Origin of the sequence: Sphingomonas sp. Root710, from assembly GCF_001429065.1 — a bacterium.
Taxonomy (GTDB): Bacteria; Pseudomonadota; Alphaproteobacteria; order Sphingomonadales; family Sphingomonadaceae; genus Rhizorhabdus.
Genome location: NZ_LMIB01000015.1, coordinates 7131 through 33708 on the forward strand (window position 1 = coordinate 7131; position 26578 = coordinate 33708).

25 protein-coding genes and 1 pseudogene are annotated in these 26578 nt (G+C 63.9%); 4 read left to right on the forward strand and 22 right to left on the reverse strand.

The window, feature by feature from the left end; genetic code table 11:
• Positions 1-121 precede the first annotated feature (121 nt).
• Positions 122-844 carry an FCD domain-containing protein gene (locus tag ASE00_RS14955; protein WP_056381767.1) on the forward strand — a complete coding sequence of 241 codons (723 nt, stop codon included), beginning with the start codon at positions 122-124 and terminating at the stop codon, positions 842-844.
• Between the two features lie 134 nt (positions 845-978).
• On the opposite strand, the pseudogene ASE00_RS24090 reads toward ASE00_RS14955, so the two are convergent.
• The 4 genes and pseudogenes from ASE00_RS24090 to traA form a co-directional block, all read right to left on the reverse strand.
• Positions 979-1748 (reverse strand): annotated as a pseudogene (locus tag ASE00_RS24090) (IS630 family transposase); the annotation flags it as partial.
• A gap of 154 nt (positions 1749-1902) precedes the next feature.
• Positions 1903-2663 (reverse strand): IS5 family transposase gene (locus ASE00_RS14965; protein ID WP_156405479.1). Its coding sequence is split into 2 segments (ribosomal slippage): positions 1903-2339 and positions 2339-2663, totalling 762 coding nucleotides; the frame shifts between segments, so codons are not numbered across the junction.
• A 70-nt stretch (positions 2664-2733) separates the two neighbouring features.
• Positions 2734-4509: a type IV secretion system DNA-binding domain-containing protein gene (locus ASE00_RS14970; RefSeq protein WP_056381773.1), complete on the reverse strand. Its 1776-nt coding sequence runs from the start codon at positions 4507-4509 to the stop codon at positions 2734-2736.
• Positions 4506-7145 carry a Ti-type conjugative transfer relaxase TraA gene (traA, locus tag ASE00_RS14975; protein ID WP_056381774.1) on the reverse strand — a complete coding sequence of 880 codons (2640 nt, stop codon included), beginning with the start codon at positions 7143-7145 and terminating at the stop codon, positions 4506-4508. Before traA ends, ASE00_RS14970 begins: the two co-directional genes overlap by 4 nt.
• A gap of 96 nt (positions 7146-7241) precedes the next feature.
• On the opposite strand from traA, the gene ASE00_RS14980 reads away from it, so the two are divergent.
• The gene (locus ASE00_RS14980; RefSeq protein ID WP_414819860.1) at positions 7242-7604 is read left to right on the forward strand and encodes a conjugal transfer protein TraD; all 363 of its coding nucleotides are present in this window, start codon (positions 7242-7244) and stop codon (positions 7602-7604) included.
• A 37-nt stretch (positions 7605-7641) separates the two neighbouring features.
• On the forward strand, positions 7642-7908 hold the full coding sequence (locus ASE00_RS14985) for a conjugal transfer protein TraD (RefSeq protein ID WP_056381778.1): 267 nt from the start codon (positions 7642-7644) through the stop codon (positions 7906-7908).
• A 185-nt stretch (positions 7909-8093) separates the two neighbouring features.
• Here the strand turns inward: ASE00_RS14985 and ASE00_RS14990 are convergent, their stop codons facing one another.
• The 14 genes from ASE00_RS14990 to ASE00_RS15050 form a co-directional block, all read right to left on the reverse strand.
• A complete protein-coding gene (locus ASE00_RS14990; protein ID WP_056381780.1) occupies positions 8094-9077 on the reverse strand; it encodes a Dyp-type peroxidase in 984 nt (327 codons plus the stop codon).
• A 132-nt stretch (positions 9078-9209) separates the two neighbouring features.
• Entirely contained in the window at positions 9210-9857 is a 648-nt protein-coding gene (locus ASE00_RS14995) for a lytic transglycosylase domain-containing protein (RefSeq protein ID WP_056381782.1), read from the reverse strand.
• Positions 9854-10423 (reverse strand): S26 family signal peptidase, encoded by a 570-nt coding sequence (locus ASE00_RS15000; protein WP_235538701.1) that lies wholly within the window; start codon positions 10421-10423, stop codon positions 9854-9856. The genes ASE00_RS14995 and ASE00_RS15000 overlap by 4 nt, the downstream gene beginning before the upstream one ends.
• Positions 10423-10686: a helix-turn-helix transcriptional regulator gene (locus ASE00_RS15005; protein WP_056381784.1), complete on the reverse strand. Its 264-nt coding sequence runs from the start codon at positions 10684-10686 to the stop codon at positions 10423-10425. Before ASE00_RS15005 ends, ASE00_RS15000 begins: the two co-directional genes overlap by 1 nt.
• Positions 10687-10828: 142 nt before the next feature.
• Positions 10829-11323: a DNA -binding domain-containing protein gene (locus ASE00_RS23560; protein WP_056381786.1), complete on the reverse strand. Its 495-nt coding sequence runs from the start codon at positions 11321-11323 to the stop codon at positions 10829-10831.
• Between the two features lie 28 nt (positions 11324-11351).
• On the reverse strand, positions 11352-11663 hold the full coding sequence (locus tag ASE00_RS24490) for a transcriptional regulator domain-containing protein (protein WP_414819861.1): 312 nt from the start codon (positions 11661-11663) through the stop codon (positions 11352-11354).
• Between the two features lie 179 nt (positions 11664-11842).
• On the reverse strand, positions 11843-12169 hold the full coding sequence (locus ASE00_RS15015) for a DUF736 domain-containing protein (RefSeq protein WP_056381788.1): 327 nt from the start codon (positions 12167-12169) through the stop codon (positions 11843-11845).
• Between the two features lie 635 nt (positions 12170-12804).
• Positions 12805-13200 carry a hypothetical protein gene (locus ASE00_RS15020; RefSeq protein ID WP_056381790.1) on the reverse strand — a complete coding sequence of 132 codons (396 nt, stop codon included), beginning with the start codon at positions 13198-13200 and terminating at the stop codon, positions 12805-12807.
• 129 nt (positions 13201-13329) lie between these two features.
• Entirely contained in the window at positions 13330-13494 is a 165-nt protein-coding gene (locus ASE00_RS23875; protein ID WP_200957946.1) for a hypothetical protein, read from the reverse strand.
• Positions 13495-13769: 275 nt separating this feature from the next.
• On the reverse strand, positions 13770-14702 hold the full coding sequence (locus ASE00_RS15030) for a DUF2493 domain-containing protein (RefSeq protein ID WP_056381794.1): 933 nt from the start codon (positions 14700-14702) through the stop codon (positions 13770-13772).
• 305 nt (positions 14703-15007) lie between these two features.
• Entirely contained in the window at positions 15008-16054 is a 1047-nt protein-coding gene (locus tag ASE00_RS15035) for a toprim domain-containing protein (protein WP_056382586.1), read from the reverse strand.
• A 58-nt stretch (positions 16055-16112) separates the two neighbouring features.
• Entirely contained in the window at positions 16113-18248 is a 2136-nt protein-coding gene (locus tag ASE00_RS15040; RefSeq protein WP_056381797.1) for a ParB/RepB/Spo0J family partition protein, read from the reverse strand.
• 122 nt (positions 18249-18370) lie between these two features.
• Positions 18371-18775 (reverse strand): DUF2958 domain-containing protein, encoded by a 405-nt coding sequence (locus tag ASE00_RS15045; RefSeq protein ID WP_056381799.1) that lies wholly within the window; start codon positions 18773-18775, stop codon positions 18371-18373.
• A 36-nt stretch (positions 18776-18811) separates the two neighbouring features.
• Complete coding sequence (locus ASE00_RS15050) at positions 18812-20008, reverse strand: hypothetical protein (protein ID WP_056381801.1); 1197 nt, start codon at positions 20006-20008, stop codon at positions 18812-18814.
• 309 nt (positions 20009-20317) lie between these two features.
• On the opposite strand from ASE00_RS15050, the gene ASE00_RS23060 reads away from it, so the two are divergent.
• Complete coding sequence (locus tag ASE00_RS23060; protein WP_200957956.1) at positions 20318-20590, forward strand: helix-turn-helix transcriptional regulator; 273 nt, start codon at positions 20318-20320, stop codon at positions 20588-20590.
• On the opposite strand, the gene ASE00_RS15055 is transcribed toward ASE00_RS23060, so the two are convergent.
• The 4 genes from ASE00_RS15055 to ASE00_RS15070 all read right to left on the reverse strand — a co-directional run bounded on the left by ASE00_RS15055 (position 20565) and on the right by ASE00_RS15070 (position 26575).
• Positions 20565-21821, reverse strand: coding sequence for a tyrosine-type recombinase/integrase (locus ASE00_RS15055; RefSeq protein ID WP_056381802.1), 1257 nt, complete (start codon positions 21819-21821; stop codon positions 20565-20567). The two genes, ASE00_RS23060 and ASE00_RS15055, sit on opposite strands and share 26 nt — an antisense overlap.
• Positions 21822-22107: 286 nt before the next feature.
• Complete coding sequence (guaA, locus tag ASE00_RS15060; protein ID WP_056381805.1) at positions 22108-23706, reverse strand: glutamine-hydrolyzing GMP synthase; 1599 nt, start codon at positions 23704-23706, stop codon at positions 22108-22110.
• A 119-nt stretch (positions 23707-23825) separates the two neighbouring features.
• On the reverse strand, positions 23826-24305 hold the full coding sequence (locus ASE00_RS15065; RefSeq protein WP_056381807.1) for a hypothetical protein: 480 nt from the start codon (positions 24303-24305) through the stop codon (positions 23826-23828).
• Positions 24306-24442: 137 nt separating this feature from the next.
• The gene (locus ASE00_RS15070; protein ID WP_056381809.1) at positions 24443-26575 is read right to left on the reverse strand and encodes a prolyl oligopeptidase family serine peptidase; all 2133 of its coding nucleotides are present in this window, start codon (positions 26573-26575) and stop codon (positions 24443-24445) included.
• Positions 26576-26578: the final 3 nt, after the last annotated feature.

Below are 26578 nucleotides of genomic sequence, written 5' to 3' on the forward strand. Positions count from 1 at the left end.
AAGCTAGCGCTGCCCGCGATGGAGCACGCTTCAGCCAGATGGCGAGAACGAGGTCTGCCGCAACGGCATCGGCTTTCACAGGCCGGCGCTCACCCAACCCTTTAGAATGTGATAAGCAAAAATGGCCTCCCATCCCGTGATTTCGACCGCCATCGACCGGCCGAGCGAAGCGTCTCCTAAGAGCCTAGTCTCCGCGGCATATCGGAGTTTGCGCAAGGACATTATCGAGGGTCGCTTGGCACCGGGTTCGAAACTGCGTGCTGAACATCTCAAGGATATCTACAATGTCGGAGCAGGCACTCTCAGGGAAGCGCTGGCCTTGCTTGCCTCCGACGCCCTTGTGGTTATGCAAGAGCAACGCGGCTTTCGTGTCGCGGCCATGTCATATGCCGATTTTCAGGATATTACGGAAACCAGGGTGGTACTGGAATGCCATGCGCTGAGGCTGGCAATTCAGGCGGGGGACGATCAATGGGAGTGCGAACTCATCGGCGCTTTCCATATGCTTAATCTCGCCGAACAGCGGTTCCAGAAGAACCGGACGGAAATGTTCGAAGAATGGGAGATGGCGAACAAACGTTTCCACGAGGCCCTGATATCTCGATGCGATACGCTCTGGACCGAGCGCTTCCTTAAAATTTTGTATAGTCAGGCTGAGCGATATCGCCGGTTCTTGCTGCCCAAACGCCCCGAAGCGCGCGATGTCCATGAGGAACATAAGGCGATTTTTAACGCCGCCATGGCAAGAGATCCGAATACCGCATGCGACCTTTTATCTGCGCATATACGCTATAATCTCGACAATTATAAAAATGTCGATGAAAAATCTACGATAACTTTATGATTATAGCTGAAAAAAAGGCAATTCCCATCGAAAGAGAGTTGTCAAAATATTGTCATGCGCCGTCCCCCGGCCTGTCCNGATCCGAATACCGCATGCGACCTTTTATCTGCGCATATACGCTATAATCTCGACAATTATAAAAATGTCGATGAAAAATCTACGATAACTTTATGATTATAGCGGTTTTTGTGCATCGAAACTAACGCTTGGTGCCCACGTCTGACGGCGGCGATAACACTATCCGGTTCAGCGGTTCACTGGAAGGGTTTGGGTTGGCGTTGTTGTGCTTAGCGACGAAGCGGTTGACGGCTGCCTAGAGGCGAGGATGGACCGGAAGACGCCCCGTGAGGGGCCATTCCGACAGCCTGACAAAGAAATCCTCGACCGCGTTGAGCCTGGAGGATGTCGGCGTGAAGTGCAAGTGAAGCGCTGATGGCGGTCGAGCCAAGCGCGCAATTTGAGAGTTAAGTTGCTTGTAAGAGGCGTAATTGTCGAGGATGACATGAACGGTCTTGCCGACTGGCACCTCGGTATCGATTGCGTTGAACAAGCAGACGAGCTCCTGAAGCCTATCGCGCCGCATGTTCCTGCCGATGACGGCGCCGTGGAGCATGAGGGAGGTAAGCAGTGCGGTCACGCCGTGGCGCTTATAATCATGGATAATGGTGCCGAGCCTGCCCTGCTTCATCGGCAGGCCGGGCTGAGTGCCATCGAGCACATGGGTCTGACTTTTATCGTCGACCGACAGCAGGATCACGGGCGCCGGCGCATCGACATAGAGGCCGACTACGTGTCGCAGCTTCTCCACGAACTTTAGATCGTTAGAGAGCTTGAATAGTCGCCAGCGAAGCGGCTGCAGGCCGTGCGCCTTCCAGAGGCACCTGACCGCGCTGGAGCTGATGCCGGCACCACTAAATGGTCGCATTCGAATCCCAAGCACTTCTTGATGTTTGAAGAACTTCCGCGAAGCGCAAGCGGAAGAATTCTTAAGCATGACTTGTCCCAGAGATGCTCGACAAGATAATATCTAGAGAGTCTAGGTCGTAGTGACGATTTAATCATTTGAGCCAGAGCATGATGCTTGCGAGCTTGATGAATCCGAGGAAGTTTGCGGCGAGTTTGTCGTATCGGGTGGCGATGCGTCGCCATTGCTTGAGCTTGGCGAAGAAGCTCTCGATGCCCCAGCGTTGCTTGTAGGCGATTACATTGTAGGGTCGGCGGATGCTGCGATGACGGCGTGGCGGGATGACGGGTTCGCCTCCTTGTGTACGGATGAGATCGCATAGGCTGTCGGCGTCGTAGGCTCGGTCGGCCAGCACCTGCCTGGCCGGTATTCCGCGGATCAGATCGCAGGCGGGCGCCATGTCGTTCTGCTGGCCGGGTCCCAACATGAAGCGCACCGGCAGGCCAAGGGCATCGACTACGGCGTGGATTTTGGTTCCGAACCCGCCTCGTGACCGGCCAAGAGCCTGGGCTTGAGCGCCCCCCTTTTTACCCGAGCCCCGGCAGCCTGGGCTTGGGCTCGGATCACGGTGGCATCGATCGCCAGCCATTCGATGTCGGGATCGTCCGACACCGCCGCGAATATCCGGTCGATCACGCCTTGCTCGACCCAGCGATAGTACCGCCGCTTCGCTGTCTGATAAGGCCCGAACCGCTCCGGCAGATCGCGCCAGCGACCACCCGAACGCGCCAGCCATAGCAGCGCATCCAGAAACAGACGGCCATCGCTGCGCGGACCACGTTTGCCCTTGCGCCCGCCAGGCACAAACTCGCGCAGCCGTTCCCACTGATCATCCCGAAGTACTTCGCCTTCCACACCAGCCTCCAAAAGCCAGTGTTGAATCAGAAAACCTCGCCGCCGTGAATCCCTAAAATGTCACTACGGCCTAGATCCCGTCCAGGAGCTCAAAGGGAGTCACTCGTTCGGAATATGAAGTATAAGGAATTTTTACTTTTCGCCATTGCCCTTCCGTTGCACGCTTCATGAAGCCCTCACGATTGGGAAGCTGCATGATTTCGCTTGCGAGCGTCACGTCCTCAACCGTCCTTTTGGTCTGCATCGATATCGAACGCGACGTGTAACGCCCCCGCGTGCGCGACCGGCTGACATCGTCGCGCTCTACCTCGCGGCTGCCAATCAGATCCGAAGCGAGTTCGGCGGTCCCGCCCCCTTCGCTTAGACCCGAGCGCAGCAGCAGCAGGTTTCCGCAGTTCTCGATGATGGTGTGCGCGCCCTCGCCGTAGACAGCTTTCACCTGCGCTAACGACTGGAAGCCGATCGCGACGCAGCCGCCGAACTTCCGAAGCCGAGCCTGCGCGTCCTTCAGCCCCTCGATCCGTCCCAAGGCGTCGAGCTCGTCGATGTGGAACCAGATCCGCCGGTCCCGATCGGGCGAGAGCGACAACGTTTCGAGGATGGCGATGTTCATCCAGCACGAGATCAGCCCACGTAACGCTGCCACCTGGTTGGCGGTGTAGGGTAGCCAGAGCGAGCCGGTTCCTGAGCGAACCCATTGCCGGATGGAGAAGGGTGCGCCATCCAGCGCAGCGATAAACCGGAGGTTCGCGACTGCGGGCGCCAACGTGCCCAGTATGCTGGCGAGCATCTTCTCGCCGCCCGGCTCGAAATAGCGCGCCGCCGCGGTGCCCTGGCAGAGCAGCTTCAATTCGGCGACCGATCCAGAGGCAAGCATCGTGATGAGGTCGCTTGTCGTGCCAAGCCCGAGACGGCCAAAATTCTCTAGCGCCGCCGCGAGCAGCTGTTGGGCATAGGTGATCCACTGGTCATGCTCGCCGATCCCGAGATGGGGTAAGACCGATTGGGAGAGAAATGCATGATCGCCGGGCCGCTCGATCTCGCCGAGTAGATCCCAGCGTGCGCAGCGCCGGTCGAAGGGGTTGAGGATTACGTCGCCCGGCTCGAAGAAGGCGCTCATCGCCGCGCCGTCGGGGTCGGCGACGACCTGCCGGTCACCACGACGGATCGCGTCTGCCATCAGCGCACGGAGCGCCGTGGACTTGCCCGATCCGGTTGCGCCGATCGCGGCGACATGCATGGTCTCGTCCTCACGGCTCAGTGGCACGCCGGCCAAGGTCACGCCGCCTGTGAGCCTCGCCTTGAGCCGCCCGCCCCGTTCGCCGGTGAACACACCCACGCGCGTGCCGCGCAGATGCGTGACCTTGCGCGGGCTGGCGGCGATCCGGGCAGCGATGGCACCGCCGAGGAAGCTGAAAGCCGCAGGCATCATCACCGCCAACGGCCAGCTATCGGCACGGAAGCTGGTGTAGAGCCAATAGCCCAGCGCGCTTCCACCCAGCCAACCGATCGGCGCATGCAACAGTGGCCAAAAGGTTCGGCGATCCGCGCCCTGAACGATCGCGGCTGCAATCACGCCGGGTAGCGCGGCGAGCGCGAACCACAGATGATAGCCGTGGAGCGCGAGCCAGGCCCATCGCTGCTCCAGCCATGGTTCGAGCGCCTGTCGATGCGCCCAATGCTCTCGCACCAGATCGGCGAGCGCGAAGCGCCCATCTGCCGGAACAATTAGCCGGACCAGCGGCCAGCAGGCCGCGATCGCGCCCAGCGCCGACAGGAACGCAATCTGTTGAACGACCGGCTCGGACCCGCCCCGGACACCGCCCCCGCCGGCAACGCCGGTCATCGCTCGGCTCCATAATCCTGTTCGCGCGAGATGCCGGGCGCCTTCTTCGCCGCCGCCAGCGCCTCGCGCATGGACTCCGCCGTTTGACGAGGGGCACGTTCACGCGCCGCCATCATGGCACGCAGCGCCTTGGCCTGGTCGCTGTTCGCCGGATCGGCGCCACGGCCGGGGTCCGCGCCGCGTTGCGTTGCTGGCGAGACGCGCGCGGCCGCCTGATCCTTTCCCGGTTCCCGGACGGCCCCGCCGCTGCGATCGCCCGCGCGATCGCCACTCGCTTCGCGGCCCGGATCGGGTGCCACCATGCGCTCGTCGCCTGTGCGACCGAAGACGCGCGACACCAGCGCTGCCAATCCCTGGGGCTGCTCGCGCGGTGCGGTGGACCTGCCGTCATCGCCCGCTCGCGCGCCGGTCGTGGGTTGCGATCGGGAGGGAGGCGACACAGCCGGCCGCTCATAATCGAGCGCCATATCCTTCGGCCGCTCGCGCGCGAGCGTGCGGCGGAGCGCCGCCTCGTCTGCGAAATCGTCGCGACCAAAATGGAGAGCGGTGCCCTCGCGATGGCGGCTGAGCGCGACGTAGGAAGCGTGCGCATCGAGCCCGGGCGTTGCCAGCACATGCGTTCGATCGACGGTCATGCCCTGGGTCTTGTGGACGGTCGCTGCGTAGCCATGATCGACATTCGCGTAGCTCTTGAGATCGACGCTAATGCGCCGACCATCATCGAGCCGCACGGCGAGGCGATCCGGCTCGACTTTCTCGACCTGCCCCAGCGATCCGTTCTTCACGCCGAGGTCGCGTTCATTTTTGAGGAACAAGATGCGGTCGTTGTCAGCGAACTCGCGCAGACCGCGTTCGGTGCGGATCGCGACGTCGGTGCCGAGCTCGCCTTGTGCGTGGAGCCGCTCGCGCGCAGCACGGTTGAGCATTTCAACCTCCTGGTTGGTGTGCGTAAGGATGATGCGGGTGGCCGCGGGTGCGGCGCGACGGTCGGCGTCCCAGCGATCAATCAGCGCCGCGCGCGCGGCGTCGCGGGTATTAGCGGCATGGACCATGCCCTCGTCCGAATATGCCAAGATTGCCTCGCCGGTTCGCCCGGTCGCAAAGGCGCGGGTCGCCTCGCGCATCCACTCGGCGGTCTGGCGGCGTACCTCGCCGATCTCAGCAGCACCATGGCGCTCGGCGAGCAGTCGGAACGCGGCGCCGGCCTCGATCGCCTGCAGCTGCTGGACGTCGCCTACCATCACGACCTTGGCGCCGGCACCGGCCGCCTCGGCGAGCACGCGCTGGAGCTGGCGTGTGCCGATCATTCCGGCCTCATCGACCACCAGCACGTCACGCGATGTGAGCCGGTCGCGGTCGCGCGCCCAACCATGTTCGAGGCTGGCGATAGTGCGCGACGCAATGCCCGACCCGCCTTCAAGATTTTCGGCGGCAATGCCTGAGAGCGCGGCACCACGCACAGAATACCCGGCCGACTCCCACGCCTCGCGCGCAATGCCGAGCATCGCGGACTTGCCAGCGCCGGCGTAGCCGACGACCAGTGCAAGACCGGGTTTGCGCAGCACATGATCGAGCGCGGCGCGCTGCTCGACGCCGAGCCGCATCCCGCGCGCCTCACTATCCGTGACAGCTTGGGAAAGATCGCCGCGCGTGACCGCGTGGCTGCGTGAAACGGCGAGGCGCTCGCCTTCACGCACCAACGCCTCTTCGGCGCTCATCATGCCGGACGTGGTGAAACGCTCGGCGCCGGTCCCGTCGCGGCCGAGCGCAAGCACGGACTCATGATTCCGCATGCTGGCGAGCACGCGATTGAACTGATCCTGGCCGTCCGAATGGCGATGCGCGAACATCGCAAGGTCGCGCACCGTGAATGTCGCCTGCTGTCGGGTCAGCGTTTCCAAACCGATGCGCGGATCGGCGATGATCGCCACACCATTGTCGCGCGCGATTTCGCGGTGGTCGGCAGCGCGTTCGGCATCCTCACCTTTCGCCTCGCGTCGCGCGCCGGCCGCGCCGATCTTGTGCTGCGGCTCGAGTTCGATTCCCTGCGCATCGTAGCTGCGGTGATCGATGCGCGTTTCGATCCCGAGCTGCGCCAGGCGCTCGTTGACGTGGCTCGCCCAATTCTCGCGCCATTGTTGCAGGAGTGCGGTCGCGTTCCACTCGCGCACCTTCGGACCGAAACCGTCCGGCCCAACCTCGCGCATGGTGAGCATGACATGGGCGTGAGGCTTGGCTTCGCCGTCGGCGCCGATGTCCCAATGCACATTGAGATCGGCGACCATGCCGCGATCGACAAACTCGCGGGCCGCAAACTCGCGGGCGAGCGCGACGCCCTGTTCCCGCGTCATCTCGCGCGGGATCGCGAATTCGACCTCGCGGGCGAATTGCGCGTCCTTCCGCTTTTCGGTCGCCTCGACCTCGTTCCACAGCGCCTCGCGATCGCGCAGCCGCTCGGGCGCGCCCTCCGGCAGCATCACCTCGGAGTGGACGACGCCCGGCTTGTTGGTGAAGTCATGATGCCGGCCGAGCCGCTCGTCGTGGAGGCGCGAGGCCGAGCGGTAGGCCGCTGACGCCACCGCGCTGCGGCCGCTGCCGCGCCCCATGACCTTGGCCGAGAAGTGATAGATCGCCATCGCGGCAACCCATCTACGCCTGATCCCGCGACGTCGGTACGACGTATAAGCGCGCTCTCCTACGCTAGAGCGCTCCAGAGAGATTTGCAGCGTTGAATGGGGCCTCAGACCGCCCAGCTAGAACGTATCGATCCGCGAAATGGAGATGCAACGATGCGAAAGGTACGGGATTTCGACGCTGAACTGAAGGCGCTCAACGATCGGGCGAAACTCCTCAAGCAGCGCAAGATCCAGCAATTCGGCGAGCTGATCGAGGCGACCGGTGCAGATGCGCTCGAGCCCGATCTTCTTGCGGGCGCTTTGCTGGCGGTCGTGGCAGAAACGGACAAGGCGGTCATGACGAAGTGGAGCGCGCGGGGAGCGCAATTCTTTCGCGAAACAAGCCGGCGACCCTCGCGCCGCGCTGATAGCAATGATGCAAGCGGCAAGGCGGCTGAGACAGGCACGGAACCGGCTTGATGCGGCACGGGCGAGGATCGACACGCGAGCATGGGTCGTGGCGAGACGCGAACGCACCAAGCATCTGATCGAGCTCGGTGGGCTCGTGCAGAAAGCCGGTCTCGTCGCACTCGCCGACGATGACCGCGCGCTGCTGTACGGCGCATTCCTTGATCTCGCGATCCGCCTCCAGGGCGATGACGGGGCGCAGTTAAAGCTCCTGTATCGGCGGCGCGGCGCCCGCGCGTTTGCGACCGAGGCCGAGGACGCAGCGGCAGCGCGAGCAGCGCGCCTGCATTCGCCCGACGTTCCCCATCGTGATTGACAATGCGCAAGAACGTTCGCGCAGATGTGACGCGGCCGAGGTGCACCCATGGCCGATCCGGGGGCGTAGAAAGGCAAGGGATGCACGTGCGGCATATTCGGTCAGCGGAAGAAACGGCCCGTCTCGCAGCTGTTGCGGTCATGCGCATTGCCGGTCCGTAACATCTGTCGAGCAAGAGCCATCGATCAAGGCGAAGCCAGACTGGCCGTATCGGCTTGTGTGATCGCCTCAAGGGTTCGGCGCGATGGCGCAAAAAATGTCGTGCCAGTCTGCGGTTTTGAGACGTCGAGCAAGCGATCATAGGCGCCAGCCGAATCGCCGACATACATGCGCTGAAGCATCTTCTCGATCACCCACAAATGCCGGGTGTAGCCGATGAAGTAGGTGCCGAACTCGCCATGGCCGGCACGCCCGAACGGCATGTTGTCGCGCAGAATGTCGTGCTCGGTGCCTTCCGCGTCCGTGATGGTGCAAAGCGACTTGTGGGACTTGCGCGGCGCATCGTCATCGTCGATCTCGATGTTGTCAATCTTCCTCCGCCCGATGATCTCCTCCTGTAGGGGCGTCGGAACGCGTCCCCAGGCACCGAGATCGTGAAGATATTTTTGCACGACGACGTAGCTCCCGCCGGCAAAATCCGCATCCTCGTCGCCGACCAGGGCGGAGGCGTACAGATCGGGACCAGACGGATTGGCGGTCCCATGGACAAAACCGAGCAGGTCGCGCGCGTCGAAGTAGCGGAAGCCCGACACTTCGTCGATCATCGACACCGCAGAGCCGAGCGCATCCAGCAATATGCGCTCGAACTCGAAGCAGATGTCCGCTCGCTCCGCCCTGATATGAAAGAGGAGATCGCCCGGCGTCGACGGGGCATCGTACGCGGCGCCCCTGATCGGCGCGAACGGCTTCAATTCGCGGGGCCGACTTGCTGGATGAAGCCGATCCCACAGGTCGCTGCCGATGCCGACGATACAGGAGAGGCGCGCCGACAATTCCCGAAAGCCGACTGTTTTGACGAGGTCGTCCAGACCGCCAAGGACAGAGCAAACGTTAGCGACCGCGTCCGGATCGGCGACGACTCCAACAACGAGAAAGATGGCGGCTTGGGAAAGCGGCGCATCGACGCTCTGCGCATCGATCGGCACCCGCTCCCAGCTGTTTCCGGACATAGCGCCGTCTCCTTTGCTTAAACTGCAACTGACCGAAAACGGCGCTGGCGATCATGCTATACAGTGATGGGCGGGTTCGCTATACAGCGGTCGCGCAGATCGACGAACAATCACAACTTCAGCCGCGTCTGTTCAACGGTCGGACGGCGCGACCTGCTTGTCGAAACCGGCAAGAGGGAACAGCGAGACCGTGGGTGGCGAGGACGCCGCTGCCGCTGCGCCGTGATCGCCGGCTGTCATTGACCGCTTCATGAACAGGCTTGCATCCTGCCAGCGGGCGACCATCGGCGGGACTCCCGGCGCGGAACGGCTCGCGCCTATTCGCGCGACGTATGCGATCGTCTCAGCGGGGAGTGGGACCGCGCCTTTCGCGTATCGCTCGTAACGCCCAGGACCGGCATTATAGGCTGCGATCGCGCCGGCAGCACCGTAGCGGTTGGTGAGTTCGGCGAGATACATTGCACCTCCGATCATGTTCATGCGCGCATCGAACGGGTCGGGTCCGAGACGGTAGCGCGCCGTGAGATAAGCCCAGGTCGCGGGCATGATCTGCATGCATCCCATCGCCCCTTTGGGCGACACGATCCGGGGATTGCTGGCCGACTCCGCCATCATCACGCGCAGCACGACATCGATCGGCAAGCCCGATCTATTGGCGGCTTCCGCTGCATGGGTAGCGCAGCCGTTCGCGGCTGCCGACGGAGCCGGCTGCGCGGCTACCGGGAAGGCTGTAGTGAACAGCGCGATTGCGCCAGCGGCGCTCCTTAAGCCCCCGATCATGACCACGTCCACAGCGGCGTGGCGCCACCGATGATCTGCCCGCGGTCGACGGGACCAAAGTAGCGGCTGTCAAACGAGTCCGGGTGCGAAGGCGCGATCAGGAAGAGCTCGTCGGGCTTCAGTCGTTGGCAGCCCGACCATGATGGCAAGGAACGGCCGATGCGATCACGCGTGAGCGCGGAGGCGGCCGTCCGACCATTGACGGTCACGCGCAGACCGAGACGGCAGATGGTCGCGCCGCCAGTTGCCGCGATTGGCTTCAGCAGCGGAACATGGACTTCGACGTAGCGGCGCTCGGCCATGAAGCGGGCAAGCGCGGGCACCGGTTGCACAGCAACCATGTCGCCGACGCGCAGCGCCGGGGCCGGGTCGATGCGATAGAGGCCGAGCGGTACGCTCGCCGACGCATTCCAGACGAGACGCAAATCCGGATGGTGGATCGCTGGAAGGAGCAGGCCGGCAAGTGCGGCCGTGCTGGCGGCAAGCAGGCCGCGCCGGACGGGGCGGCGTCGCGACTGGCGATTCGGTGCGGCCGATCGCGGTTGTAGGTGCGGAGCGCCGAACATTAGCCGTGTTCCGGCGCCTGGTCGGGACGGCGCACCGCCGGAAGGACCGAACCGTTGTTCGGATCCGACGTCGATGCGCAGGCGCCGCGATCGGCCCAGGCGCGGAGGTCCTCGAGCGTATAGACGACGCGACCGCCGATCTTCCGGTAGGCGGGACCGGTGCCATAGGTGCGGTGCTTTTCGAGGGTGCGCGCGGAGAGGCCGACATAGTGAGCGGCCTCCTTGGTGCGCAGATAGCGTGTGTCCTTGATGATGTCGGGCATGACCGGGCTCCTATGACGCGATGGGAGCGAGGCGCGTGCCAAGCGCCTCGCGAACCCGGTCATCATCGGCGAGGAAAGAAGGCCCGTGGTGGCCGGAACGAGGGGGCGTGGATTCCGACCACATGAGGCGCTGCCCTGATCGCTATGTTGGTGGTCGTGATCCCAGCAGCAGGCGATATCCCCCAACGATCATCTGCGCGGCCGCGTCAGCAAGGCGGCGCAGATCGGACCGCTCCGAGCTCGACCGCCAGTCCTCGGGCAGCTGGTCGAGCAGCAGGCCGGCAATGTCGCGGAGCGACGCGCCGTCCTGCGCGAGATCATGAATATAGAGCATCGCCGCCTGGCGGTGGGCCTGCGCGTAAGTTGCAGGACGGATCGGGACGCCATGTCCGATCGAGCGGCGGAAGGTCGCCGCTGCCTGCATACGGGCAGCGTGCCTTGTATCGGGGTGGAGATAGATGCCGAAGCTGCCGCCGGTCGCGGGCGCCAGGCCGGACGGAAGCCAGAGCTGCAGTTCCGGCGAGCCTCTTCGACGAATCAAGAGGTGGGTTCCGCCAGGTGCACCGATGCGGATGACCCGGTCGCCCCAGCGCTCGAAGAGAAATCGGAGATCGCCGATCGCCCTTGCCCAGGGCACCGGGCGGACGATCGTCAGAATAGACGTATCAATTTCCGGACGCCAGGCGATCGCCGGCGTGTCGGTGGCTGGCGTGTCGGGATCGGGTGCGAAAGGTAAGGCCCCAATGGGACCACCTCCGTGCCAAGGGATGCTGTGCGATGTGGATGAGACTGCGTGCCGATCGACGGACGGTGGCCTCGGTGCTGGCGCTCGCTCGGCGAGCGGGCGCGTTCGCCGACTGCCACACGGCGCGAAACTCCGGGTTACGACGGAGCCATTCCCAAGCAAAGCCGCGCGCATCGAGCGCCGTCGTCGCCTTATATTCGGAAGGTAAGCGTAGCCGATTGTATCCTGGCATCGTGAAAACTCCTCGATGCCCCCTGCAGGAATAACCTAAGTTGCGAATGCTGCACTGCGCAACGGCACAGCAGCTTATTTGCGAATAAGTCGCAACTTATCGCAAGTGGTTAATAAATATCGCCAAAATGGATCAAACGAAAGCCCCGCCCGGCCGATCCGGGCGGGTTTTCGATCGGCTCAGTCGCCGTTGCGACGAGAAGGGCGCGACCAAATGAGGTTGAACGTCTCGCCGTCCTCGTCGTCGAAGAGGTTGGCATAGATCGGAGCGGTGAAGCTCGGATCGTCGAGCTTGAGGCCCAGATAATCGCGACCCTCGTTGGACTGCTTGGTCCAGGCGGCGCCAATTTCGGCCCGGCCAACCATCACCCGGTGCGAAGGCGCATTGTCGTTGGCGCGGTTGCTGTCGGGAACAATGCGAACGCCCTTGGCCTGGACGCTGAGGGTGACGATGTCGCCGACGAACTCGTTGTTGGCGGTCTTCTTGAAGGTGCCAATGGTAGCCATTTCAAATCTCCAGTCTTGATCCACGAGGTCCGTGCCCATCACGGTCTCGATGGCTTGGGACATGACCGGGACTGCCGCGGCTGCAGTCGTCAGACCTGAAGCGCTAGCGGAAGACGGCGGCGGGGCGCTTTTTTGACCCGCGAGGAATGCCGGCGCAGCCGGCAGGGGAAAAAAGCGACCCAGAGCCGTTGCGGCCATGAGCGGCAGAGGCGAAGCCGGTCCCGGTCATCAAAGCCATGAAGAGAGGCCGTTTGGGCACTGGCCTGGATCCGCCGACAGGAGACGTGGCACCACTATCGAAGCCGTTCCAGACGCCCGACATGGCGATCGTGGCTCCGGATAGGATCGCGTGCAGATTGGGGTGACGCCCCTTCCCGACGCCGCGACGGCGGACCCCACTCGCGCGGTGAGAATGGCCCCGACGAATCAGCCGCCCAGCCCAGCCGCGAAGTGAGAGGCGCGCATGGGCCCGGTCTCGCTCCGGTCATCCGCCTCCAACGTCGATCTCTCCAAGGACGCAGGCGTGATCACGACAGATCGCGCTGCCCCTCCCGGCCATTGGCGAAGCTTGGCAAAGAAAAGCCCCGCCCGGGCATGACCGGGCGGGGCGATTTGGGGCCTTCGGAGGGTGAAGGTCAGGTGGCGGGGCGCAACAGCCGATGGGCTGCAATGACCGCGCACAGAGCGGCACCGATCAGTCCAGCGATGATGCCGGTTCCACCCGCAAACCATCCGAGCGCATGTGCGACGGAATATCCGGCGAGTGCCGCCGGTACGGCAAAAATCGCAGCCAGGGCGGCCCTTGTGTATGGGCTGGAGAAATTCAGCGCGGCGAACCGACTCGCCGCGATAACGGCCAGGAACGCGAGTGTGCCGATGGCGACAGCCAGCAAGGGCGAGGAGCCGAGATGGCTGGCGCCGAACCCGGCGGCGATGCCGAGGGCGATCGGCAGTACCAGCGTCGCGCCAGCGAAGATCTGGTAGATCAGATAACCGACCCCTAGCAGGGTCAGAGGGAGCATGATCGGCATGGCGTCGCATCCTTATGGCAAGGGGTTGGACGCGCTTCCACCTGCCACCACAGCGCGTCGGTATCATAGCAGAAATGGCCCGCCAGCGAAACCACTGGCGGGGTCGTCCGATCGGATCGGTTGGTCGGATCAGCTTGCGTAGACATCATATTCGCGGACGACGCGCTCGACGTCGCCGTCGTAGTCGTCGCTGGGGATCGCGTTGTAGCCTTCGTCGGTCTCGATCAGAATGATGATGACCTTGAGGGTGCAGGCGAGGTTCCAGGCGTAGCGCTGTGCGGCTTCGAGGCTCATGTCCGACTCCTGTCGTTCTGAGCGGGGCCACTCCCCGCTCGACAGGCGCCGACGCATCCGGCGCGCGACCGCGATCACCGCGTCCGTGAGGGCATAGCCCGAACAGCGGCCGCATGCAGAGCATAGCGGACCCCTTGCGGGTTGATCGAACAAGGTCGCGGGTCCGGGAAGGACTAGCGCCTCAAAGAGCGGGGAGTGGTCCCGCTTCTCAACAGGATGTGCTCGGAGAGCCGGTTGCCCGTGGGACGGACTTCGCTCATCGCAAGACGACGGTTTCATCCCGACCGCTTGCGGAAGTCCCAGAGACGGATGCCCATCTTGCGTGCCTTGTCGGCAAGGTTGTCCTGGATGCCGGTGCCCGGGAAGACGATGACCCCCTTCGGCATTGCTTCGAGCATCGCATCGTTGCGCTTGAACGGTGCGGCTTTCTTGTGGCGCTCCCAATCGGGCTTGTAGGGCTTTTGCGGCACGTCGCGATTGCGTGCCCAGCAGGCGGCAATGCGTTCGGCGCCGGTCGGCGTGGCGCCGTGCAGCAGGATCATATTGGGAAGCTGGGCATGAACCTTATCGAGCGTGGCGTAGATTAGCTGGTGATCGTTGAACTCGGCCCCGCCCGTGAAGGCGATCTTGATCCCATCGGGATTGAGGACGCGGGCATCCTGATATGCACGGCGGTCGATTTGCTTGCGGCTGTCGAGCACGGCTGAGGTCAGCATCTTGCGATTGACCATCGCACCAGAGCGCGGGAGCCAGGCCCTGCGGATATGGGTGCGGAACTGCTCGGCGGCGGCGTCGCGGAAAAATTCCATGGTGTCGCGGCGCTCGATCATCGTGATGCCCTCGGCGATCCGCCGTTCCAGCTCGACCGATTTCACTTCGCTACCGTCCTGCTCGCGTTGCAGGCGCTGCTGCGCTCGCTCATTGTCGTCCAGTTCGCGTTCGATGCGCTCGCCGGCACGGTGGAAGACGTTGACGATGCCCCAGGCGAGATCCTCGAGGTCGGGTTCGATGCGCGTGTCGATCAGCGAAGAGACGAGCGCATCGAAGATATCGGCGATGGCACCCCCGGCTATACGGGCGTCCGGCAACGGACGGTCATCGGGCTCGTCCTCGAAGGGACGGTGGCCGTAGAGTTGCATCTCCTGAAGAAGATAGGCGGTGGAACCGAGCTGCGGTTCGTCCGCGTCGTCATGGGTGTCGGTTGTCATGAGAGCCTCCGTCGCTGGAGCCGCGCCTCTCGCGGCCTTCCTGGCGACGTCATGCGGCGGGCGGCCCGGGCCAGAACCGCGCCCGCAGTGGCGCGGCCGGAGCGCAGCGGAGGATGGCGGAGCGCGGCTATTTTGCCTCGCGCTGCAAAGGGGCGTCAGCCCCGGCGGAAAATAGCCGCGTCGAAGCCATTGCCGGCCTGGGTCGCTTGCCGCAGTCGCCCTCTCGAGGAAGGCCGGGCGCGGCTCGCCCGAGACGAAGAGGTCTGACAACCAGCCGCTGCTGTGACGGCGACGATCGCTTGGGCTCAACCCGTCTTCAGGTAGAGTTCCGCATCCTCGGCCCGAAGCTGGGAGCGCAAGTTAGCGGCCAGCCGGTCCCTACCAAAGGCGCGCAAGTCGCTGTTGAAGTCGTCGAGCTGCGGTTCGAGCGGTACGATTTCGATGCCTGTCGCGGTCGCCCGTTCGGTCAGCGTCGCAAGTGCGCCCGCGCCGGCGGGATCATCGTCGCGGGCAACATAGAGGCGCTGCAAACCGGCCGGAAACAGGATGGCGGCGAGGTGCGCAGCGGACAGGCCGGCAATCGCAGCGGCGGCCGGCATGACCTGTCGCAGCGACAGCATGGTCTCGATGCCTTCGCCGACGAGCATGACCCGGCCGCGCCGCCCGAAGCGCACACCGTGACCAAGCAGATGGCCCATGGCCCGACGCGGATAGGCGACGGGCGCCTTGTCGGACCCGTCGGGCGTCAGCCAGGTCCGATGCACGCCGGTGATTGTGCTATCCAGATCAGTGACGGCGGCGATCATCGCGGGCCATGCGGGCCGCACATCGGGATCGTCGTCTTCCGATGCGCGATACCAGCAATGCGGATGGTAGCCGAGCGCCTCGCAGCCGGTGAGATCGGTGATGCGCCGGGTTGCGAGATAGGTCGCGACCACGCTGCGCAGGATCGGTTTCGATGCCGCCTGGAGGCGGCGAGCCGCTTCTGGCGTCCCGGTCGGAGCCTTGGTGCGCCGGGCTGGCGTATCTTCGGTCGGAGGCGCGATCGGCATGCTGAGGAAGCGGCGTGCCTCATCGAGGGTCTCGCGCATTGTGCGGCAGCTCTGTGCCGCAGCTATGATGTCGAGCAAATCGCCATGATCGCCGCTCTGCGCGTCGGTCCATTTGCCGGCCGCGCCGCGACCGTCGGGAGACGCGGACAGGCGGACATAGAGGCTGCGGCCGGGCGTGTTGTGCACATCGCCGACCAGCCAATAGCGACCTTCTTTGCGGCCCTTCGACAGATAGCGGCGACATACGGCCTCGGCATTGTCGGCGAGTCGTTGCGCAAGGTCAGAAGCGATGGAGGCCACAAGCGTCTCCAAAACAAATGGGGCCTGCCGATGAGACAGGCCCCAAGGTCAAAGGCTTTCACTCAGCCGCGATGGCGAAGTGCTCTTCGTTTTCACTGCCATCGTGCGCCGGTGCAGCTTCGGACTCCACGGCCGGTTCGGCGTCGATCGCCGCCGGTTCTTCGATCGGTTCGATGGAGGGTTCACGCAACGGCTCTGCGAGCCAGCCGGTGCCTGCCAGCAGGGATTCGGCTTCCTTGGCCATGTCGGGCTTTTTCAGCCCGGCGATGCGGGCCGAGGCTTCGGTCCCTTTCGCCTCGCCGACGGCGCCCAGGATGCGCACCTTGGTCACGCGGCCAAGGTAATTGTCGACGGTGGCGGTCCAGCCCGCGGCGACCATGTCGAGATCGGCGGCGCGGCCGAGGACATGGCTGTGCTCGATTCGCCCCGAGACGGTACGCGCCGAGACCCGGCCGCCGTTGTAGCGGTTGGCCGGTTCCCACACCGCATTGATGCCGAACGAGGCGCAGTGCGCGAAGAGCGCCGCCTGATCGTCGGCGCTGAGTGCGATCAGCACGTGCCAGAGGTCCTGGGGTTGATCGGGCAAAAGCTCGGCCCAGCCCTCGTGCCGTTCGTCAATCGCACGGGCCGAGGCGCTGTCGTTGATCCCCGGGGCATGAGTGCCCAGGCTGCCGCCGCGGACCGAAATCTCGACGCAGCTGGTGCCCGACGAATAATGGTAGAAGGTGTCGAGCGCGAGCGCGTGGAGAACGGCGGCAAAGGCAACCTGCGGATGCGACGCCACCGCATTGCGCAGCGCAAGCGTGCGATGCGTGGTCAGCTCGGTCACCAGGCGGTCGGGCAGCGGACGGAGCAGATCGTCCTGCTCGTCCTCCTCACCGGGATCGCCTGCGCCCGGAGCGCCCCCAACGGAAACGATGGCCGGACCAACATCGCCATCGTCTGTCCCGTACTCGGGATCGGCGACCCGCTCACCGTCCTGTTCGTCACCATCGGTGACAGGCTCCTCGGCGGGTTCGTCCTCGGGCCGGACATAGCCACGCTCGATGTAGAGCGACCCGTCGACATCGATGCTGATGAACACACCGGCGCAGGACATTTCCGTCGGCTGATAGACCAGCGGGCGCGAAACGATCGCGCTGATCTCCTCATCTATCGCGGTGACACGCGCGTCGACCTCGTCCGGCACGTCGGCAGCACCCGACCATCCCTCTTCGAGTGCTTCGGCTTCTTCGCGCAGTGCAGCGAGCCGGGCCTCGTCGGATTCGGTCATCTCAGGCTGGTCGCCGTCGATCACGCGCATGTCGTCATCATAGTCGTAGGGGAAGTCGACCGCGACCGCGACCCACTTCCAGCCTTCCTCACCGATGCGGGCGCCCTCGGCCTTGAGCTTCTCGTCGACCATGCGATCCAGCAGCGTCACATCCTGCAGCCAGCCGCCCTGGTCGTCTTCGAACAGGTCGCGCAGGACGTAGCCGCCGGCTGCGACATAAGCGTCGAGACCGACGAAGCGGACGCGCTTGTCGGTGGCGCGCACCGATTGCTCGGTCAGTTTAGCGCGGATCATATAGGGCTGTTGGTTGTAGCTCGACTGGAGCATATCCCAGACCTGCTCCTGGCGCTCATGGTCTTCGGAAACCGAGAAGGCCATCAGCTGTTCGAGCGTCATGCCGTCGTCGGCGTAGACATCGTGCAGCTTGGGCGAGACGGAGGCGAGCCSCAGCCGCTGCTTCACGACGGCCGCGGTCGTCATGAAGGTGGCGGCGACGGTCTCGATGTCGGTACCCTGGGTCACCAGTTGCTGCATCGCGCGGAATTGGTCGAGCGGATGCAGGGTTTCGCGGTGGACGTTCTCGGCGAGCGAGTCCTCCTCGGCCGAGATCTGGTCATCGTCGCGCACGATGCACGGCACGGGCTCAGTCTTCGCCATGCGGCGCTGCTTCACCAGCTTTTCGAGCGCGCGGAAGCGACGGCCGCCGGCGGGCACCTCGAACAGGCCGGTCTCCTGGCCTTCGGCATCGTGCTGGGCGCGGACGGTCAGGCTCTGTAGGAGGCCGCGGCGGGCGATGTCGGCGGCGAGCGCATCGATCGAGACGCCGGCCTTCACGCGCCGGACATTGGCCTGGCTCAGCACCAGTTGATTGAACGGGATGTCCCGCGAACCGCTGAGGACGATCTTCATATGCTTGGTCATGGGTCTTCTCCATGACGGGCGGCCGGGAGACTCTCTCTCGACCCTCAACCCGTCATGGAGCCGGCGCAGCCCTCTCCCTCTAGGAGGGTGAGAGCCGCGCCGACGTCCCGGGATTTGCGCGCCTAATCCGGAGGTAGATCACCAGGCGGTGACCGCCGGAACAGGGTTTCGGTCCAGAGGATCGAACCTGTTCGGCGGGACAATGTAGCCCAGACCGAGAGCGGCACGTTCGACGTGAACGCGGTGTCGATCTCGATGCTCATGCCAAACGGTAGCCGGATCGCGGAGAGTTCGCCGAGCGACCATGGACCGATCTCCGGGCAGCCAAAGCCCAGATCCGCAAGTCCCCAGAGCACATCGCCGTCAGCGGCGAGTTCAGTGGCAAGCCAGGTCTGGCCCCCAAGCGGATTGAAGAACTTGACCACGGGCGGCGGGTCCGGCTCGGACCTGTCGGCTTGCGCGGCTGCGCGCCGATTGATGTCGTTCGCCCGCAGCGCGTAGCGAATGGTTTGAGGGAGCTCGATCATGGATCGCTCCTTTCGGTAGAGGTGGTGCGGGTGCCGTCAGACAGCGGCGAGCAGCTTGGCGGCTTTGCCCTCAAGCTCGAGGCGGGTGTCCTGATGGGGCTTGTCGCGTGCGACCGCGGTGATGCCCTGGACGAAATCGAAGATCGACGCAGGGGGATGGCCTTCCTCGTCGAGCACGGTGGCGATGATCCGGTCGGTGTCGCCCTTGGAGAAGCCGCGTTTGCGCAGGAAGGACTGACGGTCCTCGTCGGTGCGAGCGACCAAGCGTTCGCGCGCGGCCTTGATGCCCGCCATGAACGGCACCGGCGAAGAGGTCGCGAAGTTCTCCAGCGCGGGCGCCGCTTCATGAGCGAAACGGTTAGCGGCGAACTTGCTGTGCCGGATGCTGATCTCCTCGAAGCCTTCAGCGCCCCAGATGTTGCGGTTCATGCAGACCGCGCGCAGGTAGAAGGACGCGATGCCGAGCGTCTTGGAGCCCACCTCGCTGTTCCACGCGTAGAAGCCGCGAAAGAAGAGGTCTGGATCGCCGTTCGGCAGGCGGCCGGCCTCGATCGGATGAGCATCGTCGACCAAGAACAGGAAGACGTCCCGGTCGCTCGCATAGAGCGTGGTCGTATCCTCGGTCACCTCGACAAACGGGTTGTGGGTCATGGTCGACCAGTCGAGCAGGCCGGGGACTTTCCAGCGCGTGTCGCCGGTGCCGTCGCCCGCGATCTTCATGACCGCCGCGACCAGTTCATGGTCCCAGATGCGGCCATAGTCGGGGCCGGTCACGGCACGCAGCTCGACCCGCCCATCGTCGGTCTCAAGGGTTTTCATCAACTCGGCACGGTGCGACAGCAAACCGTGCTGCATGTTGATCGCGGCGAGCGGCGCGGGCAGCTGCCGGAGGTAGCTCGCTGGTGCACCGACCAGGCTGGAAAGCTGGCCGAACGACCAATGGGTCGGCATGACCGGCTCATCGCGTCCGGGCACGAGGAGTGCCAGGCGCTCGGCGTCGTCGCGACTCGCCTCGACCCGGACATCGCGGGTCTCAATAGTGCGGGCGGTAGCGCGCTCGGCGCGGGATTTCACCGCGGCGTGAAGCGAGGATAGGGACAGGAAGCGCTCATCGTCTGGGCGCGAGAACCATTCGGATGAGACGCGGCCGATGCGTTGACCGCGTGCGATGTCAACCTTGTAGCCAGCCGAGACCGGCCGGGACGTATCGGATTGCGTGAGGATCGTCGCCATGGGATTTCTCCGCGACGGGCGCCGAGAGCCTCTCTCTCAGCCCTTACCCGTCACGGAATTCCGGCTTTTCTCTTACTCTCAGCCGGGGCGTTGCGGGGGCGGAGCCTCCCGTAGAAGGGGTTCGGCGCGACCTCGGGCGCGACGATAGGGGAAGGCTTTCCCCATCTGGCATCCTTATCCTGCCAATTCGCGTGGATGGAAATTGACCCGTTCGACGTCGATTGTCGCCGTTCGTTGGCGATTGAGGGCAGCAGTCTTTTCCATCCGCAGATTCAGTACCAAGAAGCGGGTCGTAAGGAGGCACTGTTCATGACAGCGAACCCAATCGATCTTCCGAGAACTATTCGACGGCATGAACTGCGACAGATTGTGCCTCTCGCCGACAGCACGATCTACGAGATGGAACAGAGGGGAGAATTTCCACGGCGCTATGCGCTTTCATCGCGCTGCGTGGTCTGGGATCTCGCGGAGGTTGAAGCTTGGCTCGCCGAGCGGCGAGCCAAGCCAGTTCAACGAGCTCCCTTTCCCGATGTCGCTCTCCGGAAAGCGAGGCCCGTCAAAGCGAAGGATCGAGGACGTTGAAGGCGGAGTTCGGAGGCATAATCGTCGGTATGCGCTTTTGACCTTCTACCCAAGCGTCGATCATATCGGCCCACTCCTGCAACATGTGACGGCGCTGCGGCTCATATTCTGCTTTGTTGTAGACGCCCCGTGACGACTTACCGTCTTCATGGGCGAGGCACTTTTCGATCCAGTCCCGGTTGAATCCTGATTCGTTGAGCAATGTGGACCCCGTTCGACGAAGGTCGTGCACGGTGAACGGGTCGAGCGGCAATCGGTCAAGCCTGGCCTGCTCGACCACGGCATAGGTCACACGGTTGAAGGTCGCTCGCGACATCGGCGCATCTGCATCATAGCGGGAGGGCAGCAGATAACGGGAGTTGCCGGCACAGGTCTTCAGTGCGACCATGATGTCGAGTGCCTGCCGCGAGAGGTAGACGTTGTGCGCCTTAGATCGCTTCATGCGCTCCTTCGGTATGCTCCAGACCGCATTCTCGAAGTCAATCTCGTCCCAAGTCGCGTCCTGTAGCTCGCTCTTTCGTACCAGAGTCAGAAGGAACAACCGCATCCCGAGGCGGATTGTTGGAAGCGTAGCGACCTTCTCCAAACTTCTCAGCATCACGCGAATTTCAGACGGCGTTAGCGACCGATCGCGAGCGACGAATGTCGCGATAGAGGCAGGTCCCACCTCTTCAGCGGGGTTGGCAACCTTTTCGCCGTGAAGGATCGCAAAGCCGTAGATTTGCTTGACGATGTCGCGGACGTGAATCGCCGTAGCCGGTGCACCCCGATCGACAATTTTGCCGCATAGGGCGCGAAGGTCGTTAGGCTGCACCTCTCTGAGCAGCCGCTTGTTCCAGTGCGGCAGGAGGTCCCGCTCAAAGATCGCGCGACGCATCGACCGGGTGCTGTCGGCCATTGGCGCCTTGGCAAGCCAGCTCTCGCCGAATTCGCCGAAGCTTCTGGCCTCTCGAAGCCGCCGCTTCTCGCGCTGCTTTTCCTGGGCGGGAGAACGTCCCTCGTTCAGAACCCGGCGTGCATCAATGCACTTCTCTCGGGCAAGGGCCAGCGACAGCGCTGCCGGCCCATAGCGACCGAGGTGTAAGGTCTCCCGCCGGCCGTGGAGGCGATAGTCGAGCCTAAACGTGATCGTGCCGGAGGGCGCGACGTGGGCATACATCCCGTCGCGATCAGTCACTTTGTAAGGCTTTGCACGTGGCTTACAGGCGCGCAGCGCCGCATCCGTCAGCATAACGGTCTCCTTTGAATACCGTCAGGCTGGTTCGGCGCCACCACCACCAAATTTTTCGGCTAAACTCAATGTTTTAGTCCGAAAAAATACCGTCAACCGCTTGACTGAGGGTGACGGTATGTCGTCTCGCGAAGATACGCAACCGCGCGTGGACCGTCGATTGTGCTACCAATCGCGATCTATGCGGGCCGATCGTCTCCGATAGACTTCGAACAAATTATATTGATAATTCAGTGCGTTGCTGGGTGCAATTGAGCGGTTCTGGATATCGCCGGTATGCTCTGAATCATTCCCACTCGATCGTCCCGGGCGGCTTCGACGTGAAGTCGTAGGTGACCCGGTTGATGCCCTGCACCTCGTTGACGATCCGGGTGGCGACGCGGCTCAGGAAGGCGGGGTCGAAGGGGTAGACGTCGGCGGTCATGCCGTCGGTCGAGGTAACGGCGCGCAGCGCACAAACGCTGTCATAGGTGCGGCCGTCGCCCATCACGCCGACGGTACGCACCGGCAACAGCACGGCGAAGGCCTGCCAGATCGCATCGTAAAGTCCCGCGCGACGGATCTCATCGAGATAGACGGCATCGGCCTTGCGCAGGATATCGCAGCGCTCCTTGGTGACCTCGCCCGGGATCCGGATCGCGAGGCCCGGCCCCGGGAAGGGGTGGCGGCCGACGAAGATATCAGGCAGGCCGAGTTCACGGCCGAGCGCACGGACCTCGTCCTTGAACAGTTCGCGCAGCGGCTCGACCAGCTTCATGTTCATCCGCTCGGGCAGGCCACCGACATTGTGGTGGCTCTTGATCGTGACCGAAGGGCCGCCGGTGAAGCTGACGCTCTCGATCACGTCGGGATAGAGCGTGCCCTGTGCCAGGAAGTCGGCGCCGCCGATCTTCTTCGCCTCGGCCTCGAACACCTCGATGAAGGTCTTGCCGATGAACTTGCGCTTGGCCTCGGGATCGGTGAGGCCCTTCAGGCCGCTGAGGAACAGCGTCTCGGCGTTCACATGGACCAGCGGGATGCCGTAATGTTCGCGGAACAGGCTGACCACCTGATCGGCCTCGCCCATCCGCATCAGGCCATGATCGACGAACACGCAGGTCAGCTGGTCGCCGATTGCTTCGTGGATCAGCACCGCCGCGACCGCGCTGTCGACGCCGCCGGACAGGCCGCAGATCACCCGGCCATCGCCGACCTGCTTGCGGATTTCAGCGATCTTGGTCGCGCGGAATTCGGCCATCGTCCAGTCGCCGGCCAGCCCGCAGACATGGCGGACGAAGTTGGCGATCAGCTTGCCGCCATCGGGGGTGTGGACCACCTCGGGATGGAACTGAACGCCATAGAAGCGACGCTTCTCGTCCGAGGTCACCGCAAAGGGCGCGCCTTCCGACACCGCGATCGGCGAAAAGCCTTCGGGCAGGGCATCGACTTTGTCGCCATGGCTCATCCAGACCTGGTGGCTCTCGCCTTCCTTCCATAAGCCGTCGAACAGCGCCGAACGATCCTTGATCTCGATGAAGGCGCGGCCGAACTCGCGGCTGTCATGGCCCGGCGTGACCGAACCGCCGAGCTGCTGGCACATCGTCTGCTGGCCATAGCAGATGCCCAGGATCGGCACGCCCGCCTCGAAGAAGCGCTGCGGCGCCCGCGGACTGCCGATATCGGTGACCGAGGCGGGGCCACCGCCGAGGATGATGCCCTTGGGCTGCAGCCTGTCGAAGGCCGCGTCGGCCGCGTTGAAGGGCGCGATTTCGCTGTAGACGCCCGCCTCGCGAACCCGTCTCGCGATGAGCTGGGTCACCTGACTGCCGAAATCGACGATCAGGATCGTTTCCTGCGGCTGGCTGCTGGGCTTCGGGGCGGCGGTGGCGGGAAGCTGGGCTGTCATGGGGAGCCGATAATGGCGGACGGCCCCGCTGTCCAGCGAGTCGCCATGATTATCGTGCAGACGCGAAAAGACCCGCTCTCGATGAGGAGAGCGGGCCTCCGCTTAGTCCTTGATTTAGCTTAGCGCGCGGCGAGACGATCGCCGAGGTCGACCATCTCGATCTGCCCCTCGCGCACCGCGCAGCGGAAGGCGCGATCGCCGCGATCGCCGCGAACGACGCCTTCGACGCGCCAGCCATCCGGGCCGTCGCGGCCAACCGAGTCGACCGTCGAGACGGGGCCGCGCGCCATATTCTCCACCGCGGTCGAACACATCGACGCAACTTCGCGGGCGTCCTCGCCATCCTGGCGGAGGTCGTCGCGCTGATCGTCGCTGCGACGCGAGGCGATGCCGCCGTCGCTATTCTTCTTGGACGCATTGGCGACCGCGAAGATTCCGCCCGCGATCACGCCGCCGAGCAGGATATTGCCGAAGGTGTCGCCACCGCCATGATGACGATGATGGCCGTAGCCGCCCCAATAGGGCCGCGCCGCCGCGGGCGATGCCGCCGCCGCAACAAGGGCCAGTGCCGTTGCCGAACCGATGAGTGCCTTGATCATCTCGATGCCCCGCTACCTGAATACACAAACCATGATGGCAACAGCGATTAGCCGCCACATGCTTGCGACAAGCTGAATGCATAGCGTCAATTCGCCGTCCCCACCGCGCACTTGTGAACGTCCGGGCGGGGAAACTGCTATTTCGGCAGCGCCATCCCCGTCCAGTAGCCGAGGAAGGCCCAAAGGTCGGCATATTCCTCGATGATCTTGTCGGTCGGCTTGCCCGAGCCGTGGCCCGCCCTGGTCTCTATGCGGATCAGATGCGGCTTCGATCCGATATCGGCGGCCTGCAGGGCGGCGGTATATTTGAAACTATGCCCGGGCACTACGCGATCGTCCGTGTCGGCGGTGGTCACCATGATCGCCGGATAATCCACGCCGGGGCGGATATTGTGGTAGGGCGAATAGCCGCGCAGCAGCTTGAAGTCCGCGGCCTTGCCCGGATCGCCATAATCGTCGACCCAATAACGCCCGGCGGTGAAGCGGTTGAAGCGCAGCATGTCCATCACGCCGACCGCGGGATTGGCCGCCGCGAAAAGATCGGGCCGCTGGTTGACCACCGCGCCGATCAGCAAGCCGCCGTTCGACCGGCCCATTGCGGCGAGCCGGCCCTTGGCGCTGATCCCGCTGGAGATCAGATATTCCCCCGCCGCTATGAAATCGTCGAAGACATTCTGCTTCTGCGCGAGCCGCCCGGCATCGTGCCACGCCTTGCCATATTCACCGCCGCCGCGAAGATTGGCGACCGCATAGACCCCGCCCATCTCCATCCAGCCGAGCGCCGCCGGGGAAAAAGCGGGCGTCACCGCGATGTTGAAGCCGCCATAGCCGTAGAGCAATGCGGGCGCTCCCGGCGGCGTGCTCTTCTTCTTCGTCACGAACATGGGGATCCGCGTGCCGTCCTTCGACGTGAAGAATTGCTGCTCGACGCTATACTCGGCGGGATCGAACGCCAGCTTCGGCTGAATGAACAGCTCCATTTTCCCGGTCGCAGTGTTCAGGCGGTAGATGGTCGACGGGGTCGCGTAGCTGGAGAAGCTGAAGAAGGTCTCCGGATCCCCGACCCGGCCGCCGAAACCGGCACCGCTGCCGATATCGGGCAGGCTGATCGGCGCGACCAGCCGGCCGTCCAGCTCGCGCAGTTCGGCCTCGGTCTTGGCGTCGCCGAGATAGGCGAGGATCAGCCGGTTGCCGACCAGCGACACGCCCACCAGCGTATCGGCCGTCTGGGGCACGACCTCCACGGGGTTCAGCTTCGGCTGCGCCACATCCACCATCACGACGCGCTGGCGCGGCGCCTTGAGATTGGTGCGGAAGTAGAATTTGCTGCCGACGCTGCCCGCCAGCACCCATTCGTTGACGAAGCCCTTGACCAGCTTGCGGGGTTTCGGATTGGCTTCGGCCAGATCGAACAGCACCAGTTCGTAGCGCTCGTCGGTCCCTTCGCTCGACGTAACCAAAGCATAGCGGCCGTCTTGCGTGGTCTCGATACTATGGTTGAGTTTGGGCCGGCCAGGCGTTGCGTAGAGCAGACGGTCTTCGCTCTGTGGCGTCCCGATCCGGTGATAATAGACCTGATGGTTCAGGTTGAGCTGCTGATAGGCGGCGTCCTGCTTCGGCTCGGGAAAGCGCGCGTAGAAGAAACCCTTGCCGTCGCCATCCCAAGCGAGATCGGAGAATTTGACCCATTTGATCTCGTCGTCGAGGGTCTTGCCGCTGACGACGTCGATGACACGCAGCGTGCGCCAGTCGCTGCCACCGTCCTGGATCGAATAGAGCAGCAGATCGCCATTGTTCGACGGCCGCCATTCATCGAGCGCGGTCGCGCCGTCGCGCGCCCAGCCATTGGGGTCGAGCAGCTTGCGCTCCTTGCCCTCCAGCCCATCGCGCACCAGCAGCACCGGCTGGTTCAGCAGACCGCTGTTGTACGTGTAGAAATAGCGGCCGCCGCGTTTGCGGGGCACACCGTATCGCTCGTAATTCCACAACGCCTTCATCCGCGCCTTGATCGCGTCGCGGCTGCCCAGGCTCTCGAGATAGCGCTCGGTGACCTTGTTCTCCTGCTCGACCCAGCGTGCGACCGCTTCATTGGTCCGCACATCATTTTCGAGCCAGCGATAGGGATCGGCCACCGCCTCACCGAACTGGGTCTCGACGATGTCGTCGCGGCGGGTTTCGGGATAGGTGATGCTGTCTGCGGCCTTGGCGGGCATGGCGATGCTCATCGTCAACAGGGCAAGGAAGGCGGCACGCGCCCGGTTTGGCGGCATCAG